Origin of the sequence: Streptomyces tamarix (genome assembly GCF_032423885.1) — a bacterium.
Classification (GTDB): Bacteria; Actinomycetota; Actinomycetes; order Streptomycetales; family Streptomycetaceae; genus Streptomyces; species Streptomyces tamarix.
Genome location: NZ_JAWCTQ010000051.1, coordinates 1 through 18229, shown reverse-complemented (window position 1 = coordinate 18229; position 18229 = coordinate 1). Strand labels below are relative to the sequence as shown.

Below are 18229 nucleotides of genomic sequence, written 5' to 3'. Positions count from 1 at the left end.
GGGAGGGGGTCACTTCTCTGCGGTGGCCAATCGGGAGCGGCGCATGCCGTACAGGAAGTAGAACACGAGGCCCACGGCCATCCAGAGTCCGAAGACCACCCAGGTGATCATGTCGAGGCTGTACATGCTGTAGCCGCAGAACAGGAAGCCCAGGATCGGGAAGAGCGGGCCGAAGGGGACCTTGAAGCTGCGCTCCAGCTCCGGGCGGGTGAGGCGCAGGACGACGACCGCGACGTTGACCAGCGCGAACGCGAACAGCGTGCCGATGCTGGTGGCGTTGACGAGTTCGCCGAGCGGGACGGCGGCGGCGAGGAGGCCGCAGAACAGCGAGACGATCACGGTGTTGGCGCGGGGGGCGCCGGTCTTCGGGTCGACCTTGGCGAAGACCTTGGGCACGAGGCCGTCGCGGGACATCGCGAAGAGGATGCGGGTCTGGCCGTAGAGGACGGTCAGGACGACGCTGGCGATGGAGATGACCGCGCCGGCCGCGAGCAGGGTGCCCCAGAAGCTCTGGCCGGTGACGTCGTTCATGATCGCGCTGAGCGACGCCTCGGAGCCCGCGAACTTCTTCCAGTCCCAGGCACCCACGGCGACGGCCGCGACGAGGACGTACAGCGCGGTGACGACGACCAGCGACAGCATGATCGCGCGGGGCAGGTCGCGCTTGGGGTTCTTGGCCTCCTCGCCGGCCGTGGAGGCGGCGTCGAAGCCGATGTACGAGAAGAACAGGATGGCGCCCGCCGCGCCGACGCTGGAGACGCCGAGCGGCATGAAGTCGGAGTAGTTGCCCGACGAGAAGCCCGTGAAGCCGACGGCGCAGAAGAGGGCGAGCGCGGCGATCTTCACGATGACCATGATCGTGTTGGCGCGGGCGGACTCCTTGGCGCCGCCGAGCAGGAAGACCATCGCCAGCATCACGACGATCAGCGCGGGCAGGTTGAACACGCCGCCGTCGCCGGGGGGCGCGGTGAGCGCCTCGGGGAGGGTGACGCCGATCGTGCCGCTGAGGAGCTCGTTGAGGTAGTCGCCCCAGCCGACCGCCACGGCGGCGACGGACACGCCGTACTCCAGGAGCAGGCACCAGCCGCACACCCAGGCGACGAGTTCGCCCATCGTTGCGTACGCGTACGAGTACGAGGAGCCGGCGACGGGGATGGTGCCGGCCAGCTCGGCGTAGGAGAGCGCCGAGAAGAGCGCCGTCAGGCCCGCGAAGACGAACGCCAGGGTGACGGCCGGGCCCGCCTCGGGAACGGCCTCGCCGAGGACGACGAAGATGCCCGTGCCGAGCGTGGCGCCGATGCTGATCATGGTCAGCTGCCACATGGACAGCGAGCGGCGGAGCGAGCCGCCCTCACCCTGACCACCCTCCGCGACCAGGTCTTCCACCGGCTTGCGGCGGCCGAGGGCGGAGAGGGCGGAGGCTCCGGCGGCCATCCGGGCAGAGGGCTCGGTGGCCGGTGGGGCTGCGCCTTGATCGAGCACTGCGGGGCTCCTTCATCGCTGCGGTCGGGGGTACGGCGGAACCGGCGGCGGCGCGCGGGCGGAGAGAGCCCACAGGGAACCCACGGGGGAAGGGGGAGACCGCCGAGCCGGCGGACACCGCCACTCCAGGTACGGGCCCCGAGCCTACGGGGAGAGCTTCGCATTCTGAAATGCAGCGTTGTTGCGCATCGACGGATGATCATTGCGCACTTCGGGCACGGACGGGGAAACATTGCGCGCTGCCGCATGAATCGACACATCGGGGCACACGGACGGCAGGGGGCGCACAGGCGGGCGGAGGGCGCCCGGAGGGGCGTGCGAGGGGGTGCGGATGAGGCGGACGGGTGGCGGGCCGTGGCTGGACCCGGTGCCGTTCCTGCGGGGCACGGCGTGGTGGGACGGCACGCGGCCGGTGCGGACGGACCCCTCGGTGGTGGGCGTCCTGCCGTGGGAGCTCGTCGAGCGGGCCGCGCTGCCGGTCGGCGTACGGCTGGAGTTCACCGCCTCGCCGGGGACGCGGGCGGTGGAGGTCCGCTACCGGGCGCGGACGCCCGGGCGGGACGGCGCGCCGCCCGTGCCGGTGCACTGCTTCGGGCTGTGGCGGGACGGGCGGCGCGTCGGCGAGGCGTACGGCGCGCCGTCCGCCGGGGAGGCGACGGCGACCCTGACGCTGCCGCCGGTGGCGGGGCGGGGCGCCGTGTTCACCGTGTACCTGCCGGAGGGGGCGGCGCCGGTGGTGCTCGGCCTGCGCGCGGTGGGCGGCGCGGTCGCGGCGGCGCCGCGCCGCCCGCGCTGGGTCGTGTACGGCGACTCGATCACCGAGGGCTGGTGGGCCACGCGGCCCGCGCACGCCTGGCCCGCCGCCGCCGGGCGGGCCCTCGAACTGGACCCGGTGAACCTGGGCTACGCGGGCTCGGCGCGCGGTGAGCTGCCCGTCGCGCGGCAGCTGGCCGCGCTGCCCGCCGCGCTGCTCACGCTCGCCTTCGGCACGAACTGCTGGGGCCCCGTGCCGACCACCGCGCCCTTCCTGTACGAGCTGACCCGCGCCTTCGTCGCCACGGTCCGGGAGGGCCACCCCGACACGCCCCTGCTGGTCGTGTCGCCGCTGCTGCGCCCGGACGCCGAGACGACGGCGAACGCCTCGGGCGCGACGCTGGCGGAGCTGCGCGCGGCGATGGAGGAGGCCGTACGGGAGCTGCGCGCGGCCGGCGACCTACGCCTGGTCCTGCTGCCGGGCCGCCCCCTGCTGCGCCCGGAGCACCTGTGGGACGGCCTGCATCCCGACGACGCGGGCCACGCGCGGCTCGCGGCGGCGGTCGCGGACGCGGTGCGCGCGCACGGCCTCGCCCCGGCGGGTGGCGCGGGGTCCGTGTACGGCGACCGGGCGACACGGCGGCATGGGGTCTTCACGCGCGGGTAGGGGCGCACCGGAACGTCGCGGCGGGCGTGACACACGGCGGTTCGCGTTCGCGACCCGGCGGACCCTACGATTCCGTCTGCGTTGTCCGAAGGCAAGAGGGCCCGGCCAAGTCCCGTGCGCCACCGGTGCGTTCACGGCGCACGGCCGGGGCCCCCTCCGTCGAATGCGAGAGGTACGTGTGAACACCAGCGAATCGAGTGTGCGGGACCGCCTCTGCGAGGCGCTGCGCGACCGCGAGGAGGAGATCGCGGACCGCTGGGTCCGGCTCCAGCTGGAACAGGCCGTGCTCAGCACGGACATGAGCGAGCACGAGGTCCGCGAGGAAGCCGACCTGCTGATCTCCGCGCTGGCCGCCGGGCTCGCCAGCGACGTTCCCGTGGAGCGGCTGGTGACCTCGCGCAACGACCTGCGGCGCACGGTGATAGAGCTCTCGCTGCGCCGCGCCCGCGCGGGGGCGTCGCCGACGGCGACCTCGCTCGCCGTCCTGTCGCTGAAGGAGGCGCTGCTGACGGCGGTCCAGCACACCACCCGCGACTCCGCCGAGCTGTTCTCCGCCGCGATCCTGATCAACCGGCTCCTCGACGCGGCGGGCGTGCTGTCCTTCGAGACGTACGTGGAGGGCCGCGAGGAGGTCATCCAGCGGCAGAGCCGGCAGTTGCTGGAGGTGTCCACGCCGGTGGTGCGGCTGTGGCGGCACGTCCTGGCCGTGCCGCTCATCGGGACGCTGGACACGGCGCGGACGCAGGTGGTCATGGAGAGCCTCCTCCAGGCGATCCAGGACAACGAGGCACAGGTCGCGATCATCGACATCACCGGCGTCCCGGCCGTCGACACGGCCGTGGCCCAGCACCTGATGCACACGGTCAACGCGGTGCGGCTGATGGGCGCCGACTGCGTCATCAGCGGCATCCGCCCGCCGATCGCGCAGACCATCGCCCAGTTGGGCATCGACCTGTCGACGATCCTGACGCGGGCGACCCTGGCGGACGCCCTGGCCGCCGCCATCCGCCTCACCGACCAGCCCGCCGTCGGCGCCGGCGCGGTCGCCTCCCCCGACCGGCCGGTGACCGAGTGACGCCGCCCCGCCCCACGGGCGTGCCCATCCTGCGGCTGGGCGACGTACTGGTGACCGGCCTGCTGAACGAGCTCGACGACACCTCGGCGCTGGCGTTCACCGCCGAGCTGACCGAGCGCATCGTGGCGGACGGCGCGCGGGGCGTACTCATCGACATCTCCCGGCTGGAGATCATCGACTCCTTCGTCGCGCGGACGCTCACGGAGCTGACCACGATGGCGCGGCTCCTCGGCGCACGGGTCATCGTCGCGGGGATGCGCCCGGCCGTGGCGATCACGCTGGTCGAACTGGGGCTGCGGCTGACCGGCGTGGAGACGGCGCTCAACGCCGAGCAGGGGCTGACCGCCCTCGGCTGGCAGCGGATGCCGCACCCGCCCGGCCCCCGCGGGGAGGGCCGGCCATGACGCCGGGCGACGCCCTGACCGCGGGCGGCCAGGTGAGATGGCCGCGCACCCCGGTGCACGACGGCGCGCGGGTGGCCGTGCCGCCCCCGGACCCCGTCCCGAGGCGCGGGGCGGCGGGGGCCGGGCCCGACGTCCCGGACGTCGACGAGAGCCGGTGCTCCCGGTACGAGGTGCGCTCCGAGGAGGACCTGCTGACCGTCCGGCACGCGGTGCGGGCGGCCACCGTCCAGGCCGGGTTCGGGATCGTCGACCAGACCCGCATCGTCACCGCCGCCAGCGAACTGGCCCGCAACGCCTACGTCCACGGCGGCGGCGGAACGCTGGAGGTGCGGCTGCTGACCCCGGGAGGGCGGCGCGGCCTGCGGCTGACGGTCCGCGACGAGGGGCCCGGCATCCCGGACGTGGAGGCCGCGCTCCAGGACGGCTTCACCACCGGCAGCGGTCTCGGCCACGGTCTGGGCGGGGCCCGCAGGCTCATGCACGACTTCCAGATCCGCACCGCCCCCGGCCGGGGCACGACGGTGGTGGTGACGCGGTGGAACGACCGGTGACCGCGGTGACCGCGCGCGTGCGCGTCCACGACGACGGCGCCGTCCTGCTGGCGGCCGGCGCCGCGCGCCGGGCGGCCGTGGAGCAGGGGCTGTCCGGGGCGCTGCCGGAGCGGGCCGCCGAGTGCGCCGGCGAGCTGGCCCGCGGCCTCGCCCTGCACTCCGTGCGGGGCGCGGTGTACATACAGCCGTTGGCGCTGCGCCCGGGGCTGGACATCGTGGCGGTCGGCGCGGCCCCCGACCCCGGGGACCCGACCGGTGCCGGGCCGGACGGCAACGGGCCGGACGGCGACGGGCTGGGGCGGTGGCCGGCCGCCGCGTCGCCCGGCGGGACCGCGCCGGCCGATCCGGGGCCCCTGCCCGGTCTGGGAACCGTACGGCGGCTGGCCGACGACTTCGTGCTGCGCGTCGCGCCGGGGCGCGGGACGGCGGTGTGCGCCCGGCTGCGCGCCCCCGCCGCCGGGCCGCCGGACGGCTCGCGGCAGGCCGCCGCACCGGAGGTCGGGACGCTGCGGCTGCCCGTCGACGGCGAGTCGTCGTGCGGCGACGCCTGGGCCCTGGAGGCGGCGCCCGGCGACGGGACGCTGACCGCCATGGTGGCGGACGGCCTGGGCCACGGCCCGGCCGCCGCGGCGGCCGCGGAGCTCGCCGTACGAACGCTCCGCCACTCCCCCGGCCTGCCGCTGCCGCGGCTGATGTGCGCGGTGCACGAGGCGCTGCGGAGCACCCGCGGCGCGGCGGTGGGGCTGCTGCGGCGGACACCGGACGGCGCGGTCGAGCACTGCGCCGTCGGCAACGTACGGGCGTACGTCGTCGGGCACGACGGCGTGCGGCACCGGTTCGGCGCGCAGCCCGGCGTGGTCGGCTGGAACATGCCGGCCCCGGTCGCGCAGCGGCTGCCGGACGCGCGCGGCGGCACGCTGCTGCTGCACAGCGACGGCGTCGACGGAGGCTGGGCGCGCTCGCCCGGGCCGGAGCTCACCCGCCTCCCCGCCCCCCTCCTCCCCGTCGTACTGGCCCACGAGCACCGGGCGGCGCGGGACGACGTCACCGTGCTGGCCGTGGCCCCGGCCCGGAGAACCCCATGAGACCCCAGTCCACCACCCACCACTCACTGGACGAACTGCGCACGACCCTCCGCCGGGTGGCGCACCGGGCCGGTGTCGGCCCGGACCTGCGCTCCCGGCTGGTGCTGTCGGCGAGCCGGCTCGCGGCGGCGGAGCTGGCCGCCGGGCGGGCCGTCTCGCTGGAGGTCGTACCGCCCCTGCGGGACGCCGGGACGGCCCTGACGGTACGCCTGTCGCTGCCGCACTCCCCCTCCCCGCCCGCTCTGGACGCCCTGCCCCTGCCCGCCCTGCCGGCGCCCGCCGGGGCCGCCTGGACGGTCCCCCTGCCGGACCCCGGGGCGGCCGTCCCGGACGGCGGCGGCCCGCCGGACCCGCCGGACCCGGTGGCGCTGCTGGAGGAGGAGGCGGCCTTCCTCACGGAGCGCCTGGACTGCCTGGCCCGCGAGCACCAGCGGCTCAAGGACGAACTGGCCGAGACCAACAGCGGCGTCCTCGCCCTCTACGTACAGCTGGAGGAGCGCGACGAGCAGCTGCGGAAGGCGCACGGCCGGATGCTGCGCCAGTTGGAGGACGCGCTGCGCCCGCCGCCGGTCGAGGTGCGCGGGCTGGAGATGGCCGTGCGGTACGAGCCGGCCGAGAAGCACGCGCCGACCGGCGGCGACCTGTACGACTGGTTCGCGCTGCCCGACGGCACGGTGCACATCACCATCGTGGACGCGCTCGGCCACGGGCTGACCAGCACCCGCAGCGCCCTCAACGTCACCCACGCCGTCCGCACCCTGGCGCTGGAGGGCCACGAGCTGGGGACGCTGGTCGCCCGGGCCGCCGACGCGCTGGCCGCCTTCGACCAGGAGCTGATGGCGACGGTGCAGGTGGTGCGGATCGACCCGCGGACCGGAGAGCTGTGCCTGGCGAACGGCAGCCACCCGCCGGCCCTGCTCGTGCGCCGGGACGGCGCCACCCGGTTCCTGGAGGCCCCCGGGCGGGGCGTCGGCTTCCCCCTGCCGGGCAGCGAGGTGCTGCTCCGGGACCGGCTGGACCCCGGCGACCTCCTGGTCCTGTACACGGACGGGCTGACCGAGAGCCGCCGCGACCCGCGCGAGGGCGAGCAGCGCCTCGCCCTGGCGGCCCGCCGCCACCGGCACCTCCCCATGGAGGAGGTGCCGGGCGCCCTCGCGGAGGAGATGCACACCGTGATCCTCCACCCGGACGACACGGTGGCCCTGACGGTCCGGCGCACGGAGGAGGGGTACTGAAGTCGGCGGTGAGCGGGTACGCGAAGCGGGGAAGGAGGCGCTCGTGCTTGTTCTGGACTCACGTACCGTCGACAGCGCCGAGGTCAGGGAGACCGTCACCGGCTTCGTCACCGACCGCTGCCCCTGGGCGGATCTGACCGCCGTGCGCCTGGTGGTCACCGAGCTCTTGGCGAACGCGCTGCACCACACCGACGGGGAGTGGTGCCTGCGCCTGCACGCCCAGGAGCAGCGGCTCACCCTGGAAGTGGAGGACACGAGTCCCGCCCTGCCCTCCGCGCGGCAGCCCGACTTCGGCGGCGGCGGGGGCTTCGGCTGGCGGCTGGTGGAGCAGCTCGCCGACCGGGTCGACGTGCGCCCGGGGCCGGCGGGAAAGACCGTGCGCGCCGAGTGGTGGGCCCCGGCGGACCGCCGGCCGGAGGTGGGCCCCGGGAAGCGGGGGAGCCACCGGCCGACGCGTCCCGACGCCCCGGAGTCCAGGTCGCGCCTCGTCGACCACGCCGGGTCCGCGGCGTCCTGACCCGGCGCCCCGGCCGGCCCGGCACGGCCCCCGGAGCCCTGCGCCGGCCCGTTCCTCAGCCCTCGCTCAGCAGGCCCTCGCGCATCCGCGCCGTCATCCGCGCCAGCAGCCGGGACACGTGCATCTGCGACACGCCCAGCCGCTCGCCGATCTCCGCCTGGGTCATCTCCTCGGCGAACCGCATCCGCAGGATCGCCCGGTCGCGGTCGTCGAGCTGCTCCACGATCGGCTTGAGCGCCTGGACGTTCTCCGTCAACTGGATGTCGCGGTCCTCCTCGCCGATGAGGTCCGCCAGGGTGGCCGACGCCGGCTCCCCCGACTCGTCGAGCGGCATGTCCAGCGAGGCGGCCGTGTACCCGTTGACCGCCACCAGTCCCTCGATCACCTCGTCCTCCCCGATGCCGAGGCGGGCGGCGAGTTCCGCCGCGGTCGGGGACCGGTCCAGCTCCTGGAAGAGTTCGTCGGTCGCCCGGGCGATGTCGATGCGCAGCTCCTGGAGGCGCCGGGGCACGTGCACCGACCAGCTCGTGTCCCGGAAGAAACGCTTGATCTCGCCAATCACGCACGGCATGGCGAAGGTCGCGAACTCGACCTGCCGGCTCAGCTCGAACCGGTCGATGGCCTTGATCAGACCGATCGTGCCGACCTGGACGATGTCCTCCATCTGGTCGGCGCGGCTGCGGAACCGGGCTGCCGCGTACTTGACCAGGGACAGGTTCAGTTCGATCAGCGTGTTGCGGACGTACTGGTACTCCTCGGTCCCCTCCTCGAGGACCGCGAGCCGCGCGAAGAACTGCTTCGAGAGCTCCTTGGCGTCCTGAGGTGCGACCTCGGTGGGCTCTGGGACCCGCGGCAGGGTCGTCGCGGGTGCCGCCGCCGTCGGGGTCGTGGTCGCCGTGGACACGTTGCCCTCCCTTCGTCTCGACATTGCCGGAGGCGCGTCTACCCCGTAACGCGCCGGACACTCCTCCCGGATTCCGTTTTCCGCCGGACGGCTCCGCGCCGCCCGTAGGGGCGGACGAAGACGGGCCGCCCCCGTCCGCGTACGGGACGGGGGCGGCCTCGGCGCATCAGCTCCAGCTGGCGTGGAGCGGCTTGCCCTCGGCGTAGCCGGCGGCGCTCTGCACGCCGACGACGGCCTTCTCGGCGAACTCCTCCAGCGAGGCGGCGCCCGCGTAGGTGCAGGAGGAACGGACACCGGCGATGATCGAGTCGATCAGGTCCTCGACGCCGGGGCGGGCCGGGTCGAGGTACATCCGCGAGGTGGAGATGCCCTCCTCGAACAGCGCCTTGCGGGCCCGGTCGTACGCGGACTCCTCGCTGGTGCGGTTGCGCACGGCGCGCGCGGAGGCCATGCCGAAGGACTCCTTGTACAGGCGGCCGTCCGCGTCCTGCTGGAGGTCGCCGGGCGACTCGTACGTACCGGCGAACCAGGAGCCGATCATGACGTTGGACGCGCCGGCGGCGAGCGCCATGGCCACGTCGCGGGGGTGCCGGACGCCGCCGTCCGCCCAGACGTGCTTGCCGTACTTCTTCGCCTCGGCGGCGCACTCCAGGACGGCCGAGAACTGCGGGCGGCCCACGCCGGTCATCATGCGCGTGGTGCACATGGCGCCGGGGCCCACGCCGACCTTGATGATGTCCGCGCCGGCCTCGATGAGGTCGCGGACGCCCTCGGCGGCGACGATGTTGCCTGCGACGATCGGGACGTGCGGGTCGAGGCCGCGGACCACGCGGATCGCGCTGATCATCGATTCCTGGTGGCCGTGGGCCGTGTCGATGACGAGCGTGTCGACGCCCGCGTCGAGGAGCTGCTTGGCCTTGCCGGCCACGTCGCCGTTGATGCCGACGGCGGCGGCGATGCGCAGCCGGCCGCGGTCGTCGACGGCGGGGGTGTACAGCGTGGCGCGCAGGGCGCCCTTGCGGGTGAGGATGCCGGCGAGCCGCCCGTCGCCGTCGACCGCCGGGGCGTAGCGCCGGTTGTGGTGGTCGAGGGTGTTGAACGCCTCGATCGGGTCGATGTCCGCGTCGAGGAGGAGCAGGTCCTTCGACATGACCTCGGAGAGCTGGGTGAAGCGGTCGACGCCGGTCAGGTCCCGGTCGGTGACGACGCCGACGGGCTTGTGGTCGGCGTCGACGACGACGCCGGCGTTGTGCGCCCGCTTGGTCAACAGCGACAGCGCGTCGGCGACGGTCTGGGCCGGGTCGAGGACGATCGGCGTGTCGAGGACGTGGTGGCGGCTCTTGACCCAGGAGACGACGTCGGCGACGACGTCGATCGGGATGTCCTGGGGGATGACCACCAGGCCGCCGCGGCGGGCGACGGTCTCGGCCATCCGACGGCCGGCGATGGCGGTCATGTTGGCCACGACCAGCGGGATGGTGGTCCCGGTGCCGTCGGGGGTGGTGAGGTCGACGCCCTGGCGGGAGCCCACGGCCGAGCGGCTAGGCACCATGAACACATCGTCGTACGTGAGGTCGTACGGCGGCTTCAGGTCATTGAGGAAACGCACGTGCTGAACATCCCAGTCGTTCGGAGTTGGCCCCCGGGCATCTCAGCCGGGGGAAAACGCACGTACTTCATTCTCCCATGCCGACACGCGTTCGACCCCCAGGAGAAACCTCCAGGTCACGCGGGGTGACCTGGGAGGTTCCTCCAAAGAGGGCCGGGCGGGCGGTTCAGTTGTCCGGGTCGAAGCGCTCCAGGGCGGGCCGCGGGCCCGGCTCGGACTCGGTCAGCAGGTAGTCGGCGGCGGACGTGTCCGTGACGAGGCTGGTGACCAGACCGGAGCGGAGCACGGCGCCGATGGCCGCGGCCTTGCGGGAGCCGCCCGCGATGGCGACGACCTCCGGGATGCGGCGCAGCCGGTCGGCCTCGACGGTGATGCACCGCTCACCCAGGTCGCGTCCGACGCGGCGGCCGGAGGCGTCGAAGAGGTGGGCGGACATCTCGGCGGCGACGCCGAGGGAGGCGTAGTGGGCGCGCTCCTCGTCGCTGAGCATGTCGTGGACGGTGGAGATGCCCGGCTCCCACGAGCCGATGGACACCGCGGCGACGGTGACCTTGTCGAAGTACTCGAAGGCGCGGGCGATGCCGGTCTGGTTGCGCAGCGCGGCGGCGGTGGCCGGGTCGGGCAGCAGCATCGGCGCGTAGATCGGGTGCGCCTCGCCGCCGGAGACCTGGGCGGCGCGGCGGACGGCCTCGACCGAACCGCGCTCGGCGGTGCCCGCGTCGTACACGCCGGTCAGCTGGACGACCGTGCACGGCGGGAGCCGGTCGAGGGCGGCGGCCATGTGGATGGTGGACCGGCCCCAGGCCAGGCCGAGGACGTCGCCCTCGGTCACCAGCTCGCCGAGCAGGTCGGCCGCGACCTCGCCCAGGTTCTCCGGGTCGGGCGACTCGTCCTCGCCCTCGGCGGGGGATTCGACGACGACGGCGTGGCGCAGGCCGTAGCGGGCCCGGAGCGCGTCGGACCGCTCCGCGTCCAGCTCCGCCGGTACGCGGATCTCGATCCGCACGAGGTCCCGCTCCAGGGCCGTCTCCAGGACGCGGGCGACCTTGAAACGGCTGACGCCGAACTCCTCGGCGATCTGGATCTTGGACTTGCCCTCCAGGTAGAAGCGACGGGCCATGGCCGCCGCCTGCACCAGCTCCGCGGGTCCCATCCGCAGGGCTGGACGTCCCGCCGACATTGCAGACACCGCGTTCTCCTCACTGCTGTTCACTCCGGATCGCCATCCTTGCAGATCCGGCGACCCTTGATCAGTCCTGTTGGTTTGCGTTCATCTCCCGGTGACCCACCGGTGGCTCAGTGTCCGCACGCCCACGCGGCGGAGGCCGTCGCCCGGTCGGCCCGGTCGCGCAGCGCCCGCACGGCCCCGGCCGGGTCGTCGGCCCCGTACACGGCGGAACCGGCGACGAAGACGTCCGCGCCGGCCTCGGCGCAGCGCTCGATCGTGGACGCCGAGACGCCGCCGTCGACCTGGAGCCACAGCTCCAGGCCGTGCTTGGAGATCAGCTCACGGGTGCGGCGGATCTTCGGCAGCATGATGTCGAGGAAGGCCTGCCCGCCGAACCCCGGCTCGACGGTCATGATCAGCAGCATGTCCAGCTCGGGCAGCAGGTCCTCGAACGGCTCGATGGGCGTGGCGGGCTTGAGCGCCATGGAGGCGCGCGCGCCCTTGGCCCGGATCTCCCGCGCCAGCCGTACGGGCGCGGCGGCGGCCTCCACGTGGAACGTGACGGACCCGGCGCCGGCCTCCACGTACTGCGGGGCCCAGCGGTCGGGGTCCTCGATCATGAGGTGGCAGTCCAGCGGGGTGTCGGTCGCCCGGCTGAGCGACTCGACGACCGGCACGCCCAGGGTGAGGTTGGGCACGAAGTGGTTGTCCATGACGTCGACGTGGAGCCAGTCGGCGCCTTCGACGGCCCTGGCCTCCTCGGCGAGGCGGGCGAAGTCGGCGGACAGGATGCTGGGGTTGATCTGGGCCATGTGCCAAGCCTGCCATGCCGCGTGGCCCTTCCTCGCCCCGATCCCCCGGCCCGGCCGCACCGGCGGCGGAACAGTCCGCCCGAAACCCCGCAAAACCCGGGTGGACCGTCGCCACCCGGGTCGCCGGCGGGGTCCGGGGCGGCGCGGCGGCCGGCCGGCCCGGGGTCAGGCGGTGCGGCGGAGCAGCGCCAGGTACATGGCGTCGGTGCCGTGCAGGTGCGGCCAGAGCTGCACGTCCGGGCCGTCGCCGAGCGCGGGGACGCCGGGCATCAGGGGACGCGCGTCGATCCACTCGGCGGTCACGTCCTGCGCTCCCCCGCGCCCCTTGAGCACGTCGTCCACGACGGCGCGGGTCTCGGCGAGGTGCGGCGAGCAGGTCGCGTACCCGACGACACCGCCGACCCGTACGGCCTTCAGCGCCTCGGCGAGCAGGGAGCGCTGCAGCGGCGCGAAGCCGTCCAGGTCCTCGGGCCGGCGGCGCCAGCGCGCCTCGGGACGGCGCCGCAGGGCGCCGAGGCCGGAGCAGGGCACGTCGACCAGGACGCGGTCGAAGGAGCCGGGGCGCCACGGCGGGCGGGTGCCGTCGGCGGTGACGACCTCGTACGGGCCGGGGTTCCCGGCGAGGGCGCGCTGGACGAGGCGGGCGCGGTGGGGCTGCTTCTCGGCGGCGAGCAGGGCGGCGCCGCGCCGGGCCGCGAGGGCGCCCAGCAGAGCGGCCTTGCCGCCGGGGCCGGCGCAGCCGTCGAGCCACCGCTCGTCGGGGCCGTCGAGGGGCGCGTCGGCCAGGGCGAGGGCGACGAGCTGGCTGCCCTCGTCCTGGACGCCGGCGCGGCCTTCCCGTACGGCGTCGAGGGCGCCCGGCTCGCCGCCCTCCGCGAGTCGCACCGCATACGGCGACCAGCGCCCGGGCTCCCCCGCGCCCTCGCCCAGCGCGTCCAGCAGCTCGGCCCGCGTGGCGCGGCCGGGGCGGGCCACGAGGGTCACCTCGGGGCGCTCGTTGTCGGCCTCCAGCAGGTCCTCGATGCCGGCGCGGCCACCGCCGAGGGCGTCCCACAGGGCGGAGACGATCCAGCGGGGGTGGGAGTGCACCACGGCCAGGTGGTCCTCGGGGTCCTCGTCGTAGGGCGGCGCGACCTCCGCCAGCCAGCCGTCCAGGTCGTGCCGGGCGACGCGGCGCAGGACGGCGTTGACGAACTTGGCCCGCCCGTCGCCCAGCACGACGCGCGCGAGCTCGACGCTCGCGGACACGGCGGCGTGCGTCGGGATGCGCGTGCCGAGCAGTTGGTGCGCGCCGAGCGCCAGCACGTCCAGCACCGGCGGGTCGACCTCGCGCAGCGGCCGGTCGACGCAGGCGGCGACGATCGCGTCGTACGTGCCCTGCCGGCGCAGCGTGCCGTACACCAGCTCCGTGGCGAGCGCGGCGTCCCGCGCGTCGAAGCCGTCCTCCTCGCGGGCCTTCCTCAGCAGCGGCGGCAGCACGAGGTTCGCGTACGCGTCCCGCTCGTCCACGGCGCGCAGCACCTCGAAGGCCAGGACGCGCACCGGGTCCTTCCGGGGACGCCGGTACGGCTTGGAGGGACGGCGACGGCCTTGCTCGCTCAAAAGGTGCTCCGCTTCCAGTGGGGTCGAACCCTTCCAGCGTAGTCCCCGCCCGGGCGGGCCCTTCCCGGAGGCGTCAGGCGCCGAGGCGCTCGCCCGCCGCGATGCGGACGCCGCGGGCCCAGTCCGCCGCGCGCATCGGCTTCTTGCCCTGGGCCTGGACCCAGAGCAGCTCCACCGCGTGGGAGCCGGTGCCGACGTACACGTTGTTCTTGCCGGCCGACAGCTCGCCCGGCGCCAGGTCCGCGCGGTCCGGGGCCGGCACCGCCTGGACGAGCTTCAGCCGCTCGCCGCGGAAGACGGTCCACGCCCCGGGGGCGGGCGTGCAGCCCCGCACCACCCGGTCGACGCGGAGCGCCGGCGCCGTCCAGTCGACGCGGGCGTCCTCGACGGTGATCTTCGGGGCGAGGGTGACGCCCTCCGCGGGCTGCGGCACCGCCTTGAGCGTGCCGTCCTCGATGCCGTCCATCGTCGCCGCGAGCAGCCCGGCGCCCGCGAAGGCGAGCCGGGTGAGCAGGTCGCCGCTCGTGTCCGTGGGGCGGATCTCCTCGGTGACGACGCCGTAGACGGGACCCGAGTCGAGCCCCTCCTCGATCTGGAAGGTCGACGCCCCGGTGACCTCGTCCCCGGCCATCAGCGCGTGCTGGACGGGCGCGGCGCCGCGCCACGCGGGCAGCAGGGAGAAGTGCAGGTTCACCCAGCCGTGGGCCGGGACGTCCAGCGCCGCCCTCGGCAGGAGCGCCCCGTACGCGACGACGGGGCAGCAGTCCGGCGCGATCTCGCGGAGCCGGGCGAGGAACTCCTCGTCGCGCGGCTTCGCGGGCTTGAGGACCTCGATGCCCGCCTCGGCGGCCCGCTCCGCGACCGGGCTCGCGACCAGGCGCCGGCCCCGCCCGGCCGGGGCGTCGGGCCGGGTGACGACGGCGGCCACCTCGTGCCGGCCGGAGGCGAGCAGGGCGTCCAGGGCGGGGACGGCGACCTCGGGGGTGCCTGCGAAGACGAGCTTCACTCCGTGTTACCTCGCTTGTTCGTCGGATGCGCCGGAGTCGCGGCGGGAGGGGCCCTGCCGGGTCGGTCCGCGGGGCGGTCGGGCAGCGCACCAGTCTAGGGCCCGGCGTCCCGGGGGGCGTACGCGTGCCCGCGCGCCTTGCGCATATGCGGATACGCCCCTGCCGCGTGACCCGGCGACGGGTGCCGCGTTGTCAAAGGAGATTGACCTCATCGGGCCGCCCTCGGATGCGGCCCGCCCCTTTTCAACGCCGGTTCGAGAGGCTTGTAAATGGCCGACCACGCAACCCACGACGCCCAAGCCCGGGCAAGCCTGCACCTGTTGGTGCGGGACATCGAGCGGGTCCGCCGGCAGGTGGACGCCCTGCGCACGCTCACCGCCCAGCTGGGCAACGTCTACCGCCCGCGTCGCTCCGGCCCGTCGACGGGCTTCGTCGTCTACGGCAGGGCCCCGGCCCCGACCGTCCGGCTCGCGCAGGAGCTGCGGGACAGCGTCGAGACCCTGGTCACCGCGGCCGTCGACTTCGACCGCTCGCTCGGCTTCTCGTGGGACGCGGTCGGCTCGGCGCTGGGCGTCACGAAGCAGGCGGTGCACCGCCGGTACGGGGCGCGCCGCGCGGCGGCCCGGCAGCCGGCCGCGGCCGAGCGCCCGGGGCAGGCGCGCACGGTGCCTGCGGCGCAGGTGCCGGCGCCACAGGTCCCGGCGGCGCGGTCGATGGCGCCGCAGCCGACGGCGCAGGCGCTCAGGGACCAGCCCCACCGGGAGGAGGTCCGCCCGAGCGCCTTCCCCGCCCCGCGCAACGGCTGACCCCCTCCCCGGCGTGCGGGGCGGCTCCGCCTCACCGTCCCGCACACCGCCCGCGCCGCCTTCCCCGCCCGCCGGCGGTGGGTCCGCCCCCACCCGGGGAAACCGGCGCGCCGCCTCCCCTTCCCCCCCCCTCTCGCCCCGCCCGCTCCCCCTCACCGCACGGACCGCCGCCGAGGACCGGGACGCCCGCGGGGCCCCTCAGCCGATGTCCGGCGGGTCCATCCTGACGCGGACCGGCGGCACGCCGCCCCTGGCCAGGCGGGCGGCCTGGGCCTTCTTCAGGGCGGACGCCAGGGCCGCGCCCGTCCCCGGGGGGACCCGTACCAGAGCGCGTTCCCAGGGTTCCCCGGCGGGCGGGTCGCCCGGGCGCCGCGGGCCGCCGGGGGCCGCGGGCCGGAGCGGTACCGGCCCCAGGACCTCCGCGTCCGGCGGGAGCTCCGCCGCCGCCAGGAACTCGGCCACGGCCTCCGGGCGGCCCGCCACCGAGGCCATCCGGGAGACCGGCGGGAAACCCAGCTCCGCGCGCTCGGCCAGCTCCCGCTGGGCGTGGCCCACCGGGTCCCACCGCACCAGCGCCTGCACGGGCCGCAGCGTCGGCTCGGCGACGACCACCACCGTGCCGCCCTCGTCCTGGCCGCGCACCAGCGACGCGGCGTCGATCCAGCGGCGCAGCGCCTCCTCGCCGGCCCGCAGGTCGGGCCGGGCCAGCAGGGCCCAGCCGTCCAGCAGCAGCGCGGCCGCGTACCCGCCCTCGGCGACCGGTTCGGCGCCCGGTGTGCTCACCACCAGCGCGGGTCTGCCCGGCACGGAGTCCAGGACGTGGTCGCGCCCGGAGGTGCGCACCGGCACGGCGGGGAAGGCCCGCCCCAGCTCCTCCGCGGTGCGCCGGGCGCCCACGACCCGCGCGCGCAGCCGGGTGGAACCGCACTCGGCGCAGTGCCAGTCCGGCTCGCCCCGCCCGCACCAGCCGCACCTCAACTCCCGCTGTTCCGGCGCCTCCAGGGGCCCGGCGCAGTGCCGGCACCGGGCGGGCGTACGGCACCGCTCGCACGCCAGCCGGGGCACGTAGCCGCGCCGGGGCACCTGCACCAGCACCGGGCCGGACCTCAGCCCCTCCCGTACGGCCTGCCACGCGAGGGACGGCAGCCGCGCGGCCCGCGCCGCCTCGTCGCGCGCCAACTCCCCGTCGCCCACGGTCCGTACGAGCGGCGCGGCGGCCCGCACCCGCTCGCGCGGCGCTACCAGGGGCCGTGCCCAGCCGCTCCGGACGAGCTGGGCGGCCTCCACCGTGCAGCTCGTGCCGCCCAGCAGAAAGCCGCATCCGTCGTGCGCGGCGCGCAGCAGCAGCACGTCGCGCGCGTGCGGCTGCGGGGCGTGCGGCTCGCTGTGGCTGCCGTCGCCGTCGTCCCAGACGGCGACGAGCCCCAGGTCCCGTACGGGCGCGAACATGGCGGCCCGCGTCCCCACGACCGCGCGCACCGAGCCGCGCCGCACGGCCAGCCACTGCCGGTAGCGCTTCTCGGGCCCGGCCTCGGCGGTCAGCAGCGCGTGGTGCCCCTCCCCGAGGACGGCCGTCAGGGCGGCGTCCACCCGCGCGGCGGCACGCCCGTCGGGGACGACGACGAGGGCGCCGCGCCCGGAGGCGAGCGTCGCGGCCACCGCCCGCGCCAGCTCCTCCGCCCAGTGCGGGCCGGGCAGCGCGGTCCACACGGCGCGCGGCGCGCCCCCGCGCGCGAGGGCGTCCAAGAACGCCTCCCCGTGCGCGTACCGCGCCCACGTGCCGGCCCCGGGCGCGGGCGGCGGGGGCAGCGGCTCGGGCGACGGCCTGCCCTCCGCGCGGGCGCTGCGCGGCGGCACGGCCAGTTGCAGGACGTCGGCGAGGCTGCCCGCGTACCGGTCGGCGACCGCCCGCGCCAGCCCCAGCAGCTCGGGGCCGAGGACGGGCTCGGGGGACACGACGTCGGCGAGCGCGGCCAGCGGCCCCGCGTAGTCCGTGTCGGCGCGCCGCTCGACGAGGAACCCGTCGATGAGCCGCCCGCCCTCGCGCCGCCCGTCCCGCACCTGGTGCGCCCCGGCCCCGAACCGCACCCGCACCCGCACTCCGGGCCGGGCCACGGCGTCGAGCTCCTCCGGGACCGCGTAGTCGAAGTACTGGTCGAGGTGGAGCACGCCCTTGTTCACGACGACCCGCGCGACGGGCAGCTCCTTCGCCAGCGCGGCCCCCCGCCACGTCCGCGGCTTGGCCCGCGGCGCCTTCGCCTTCCGCACGGACTCCCGGATGAGCGCGAGCTGCTCCGGCCCCTCGCCCGGCCGCCCTTCCCGTTTCCCGCTCCCGCTGCTCACAGCCCCATGCCTACCAGACCCCACCGACACCGCGCCCCGGCCGCAGGGACGCGGGCGGGGCGCGGAAACGCCGCAGTCCGGCTCCGTACGGGACGGGGCCGGACTGCCGGTGCTCGCCGGGCGGGCGGGTCCTACAGACCCGCGGCCTTGCGGAGGGCGTCGACGCGGTCGGTGCGCTCCCAGGTGAAGTCGGGCAGCTCGCGGCCGAA

16 protein-coding genes are annotated in these 18229 nt (G+C 75.7%); 8 read left to right on the top strand and 8 right to left on the bottom strand.

Translation table 11 applies throughout. From position 1 onward, the window contains the following. Positions 1–9: 9 nt before the first annotated feature. Complete coding sequence (locus RND61_RS28270; RefSeq protein ID WP_315880974.1) at positions 10–1482, bottom strand: amino acid permease; 1473 nt, start codon at positions 1480–1482, stop codon at positions 10–12. A 331-nt stretch (positions 1483–1813) separates the two neighbouring features. Here RND61_RS28270 and RND61_RS28265 point away from each other — a divergent pair, with 331 nt between their 5' ends. From RND61_RS28265 to RND61_RS28235, 7 genes are all read left to right on the top strand, one after another. Then, positions 1814–2902, top strand: a complete 1089-nt coding sequence (locus RND61_RS28265) for a GDSL-type esterase/lipase family protein (RefSeq protein WP_315880973.1) — start codon at positions 1814–1816, stop codon at positions 2900–2902. 178 nt (positions 2903–3080) lie between these two features. Then, complete coding sequence (locus tag RND61_RS28260) at positions 3081–3977, top strand: STAS domain-containing protein (RefSeq protein WP_315880972.1); 897 nt, start codon at positions 3081–3083, stop codon at positions 3975–3977. Then, complete coding sequence (locus RND61_RS28255) at positions 3974–4381, top strand: STAS domain-containing protein (RefSeq protein WP_315880971.1); 408 nt, start codon at positions 3974–3976, stop codon at positions 4379–4381. Before RND61_RS28260 ends, RND61_RS28255 begins: the two co-directional genes overlap by 4 nt. Next, complete coding sequence (locus RND61_RS28250) at positions 4378–4932, top strand: anti-sigma regulatory factor (RefSeq protein ID WP_315880970.1); 555 nt, start codon at positions 4378–4380, stop codon at positions 4930–4932. The genes RND61_RS28255 and RND61_RS28250 overlap by 4 nt, the downstream gene beginning before the upstream one ends. Continuing rightward, a complete protein-coding gene (locus tag RND61_RS28245) occupies positions 4929–6017 on the top strand; it encodes a SpoIIE family protein phosphatase (protein WP_315880969.1) in 1089 nt (362 codons plus the stop codon). The genes RND61_RS28250 and RND61_RS28245 overlap by 4 nt, the downstream gene beginning before the upstream one ends. Then, positions 6014–7252: a PP2C family protein-serine/threonine phosphatase gene (locus RND61_RS28240; RefSeq protein WP_315880968.1), complete on the top strand. Its 1239-nt coding sequence runs from the start codon at positions 6014–6016 to the stop codon at positions 7250–7252. Before RND61_RS28245 ends, RND61_RS28240 begins: the two co-directional genes overlap by 4 nt. A gap of 43 nt (positions 7253–7295) precedes the next feature. Further along, positions 7296–7769: an ATP-binding protein gene (locus RND61_RS28235; protein WP_315880967.1), complete on the top strand. Its 474-nt coding sequence runs from the start codon at positions 7296–7298 to the stop codon at positions 7767–7769. 55 nt (positions 7770–7824) lie between these two features. Here RND61_RS28235 and RND61_RS28230 read toward each other — a convergent pair whose 3' ends face one another. From RND61_RS28230 to fmt, 6 genes are all read right to left on the bottom strand, one after another. Beyond that, on the bottom strand, positions 7825–8697 hold the full coding sequence (locus tag RND61_RS28230; protein WP_391654311.1) for an RNA polymerase sigma factor SigF: 873 nt from the start codon (positions 8695–8697) through the stop codon (positions 7825–7827). A 142-nt stretch (positions 8698–8839) separates the two neighbouring features. Next, on the bottom strand, positions 8840–10282 hold the full coding sequence (locus RND61_RS28225; RefSeq protein WP_315880965.1) for a GuaB1 family IMP dehydrogenase-related protein: 1443 nt from the start codon (positions 10280–10282) through the stop codon (positions 8840–8842). A 166-nt stretch (positions 10283–10448) separates the two neighbouring features. Further along, positions 10449–11495: a sugar-binding transcriptional regulator gene (locus RND61_RS28220; protein ID WP_315880964.1), complete on the bottom strand. Its 1047-nt coding sequence runs from the start codon at positions 11493–11495 to the stop codon at positions 10449–10451. Between the two features lie 83 nt (positions 11496–11578). After that, positions 11579–12262 carry a ribulose-phosphate 3-epimerase gene (rpe, locus tag RND61_RS28215; RefSeq protein ID WP_315880963.1) on the bottom strand — a complete coding sequence of 228 codons (684 nt, stop codon included), beginning with the start codon at positions 12260–12262 and terminating at the stop codon, positions 11579–11581. Positions 12263–12427: 165 nt separating this feature from the next. After that, positions 12428–13864, bottom strand: a complete 1437-nt coding sequence (locus tag RND61_RS28210; RefSeq protein WP_315880962.1) for an RsmB/NOP family class I SAM-dependent RNA methyltransferase — start codon at positions 13862–13864, stop codon at positions 12428–12430. 73 nt (positions 13865–13937) lie between these two features. Next, positions 13938–14870, bottom strand: a complete 933-nt coding sequence (gene fmt, locus RND61_RS28205) for a methionyl-tRNA formyltransferase (RefSeq protein WP_315880961.1) — start codon at positions 14868–14870, stop codon at positions 13938–13940. Between the two features lie 270 nt (positions 14871–15140). Here fmt and RND61_RS28200 point away from each other — a divergent pair, with 270 nt between their 5' ends. Then, positions 15141–15677, top strand: a complete 537-nt coding sequence (locus RND61_RS28200) for a hypothetical protein (RefSeq protein WP_315880960.1) — start codon at positions 15141–15143, stop codon at positions 15675–15677. Positions 15678–15875: 198 nt separating this feature from the next. Here RND61_RS28200 and RND61_RS28195 read toward each other — a convergent pair whose 3' ends face one another. Next, a complete protein-coding gene (locus RND61_RS28195; RefSeq protein ID WP_315880959.1) occupies positions 15876–18020 on the bottom strand; it encodes a primosomal protein N' in 2145 nt (714 codons plus the stop codon). Positions 18021–18229: the final 209 nt, after the last annotated feature.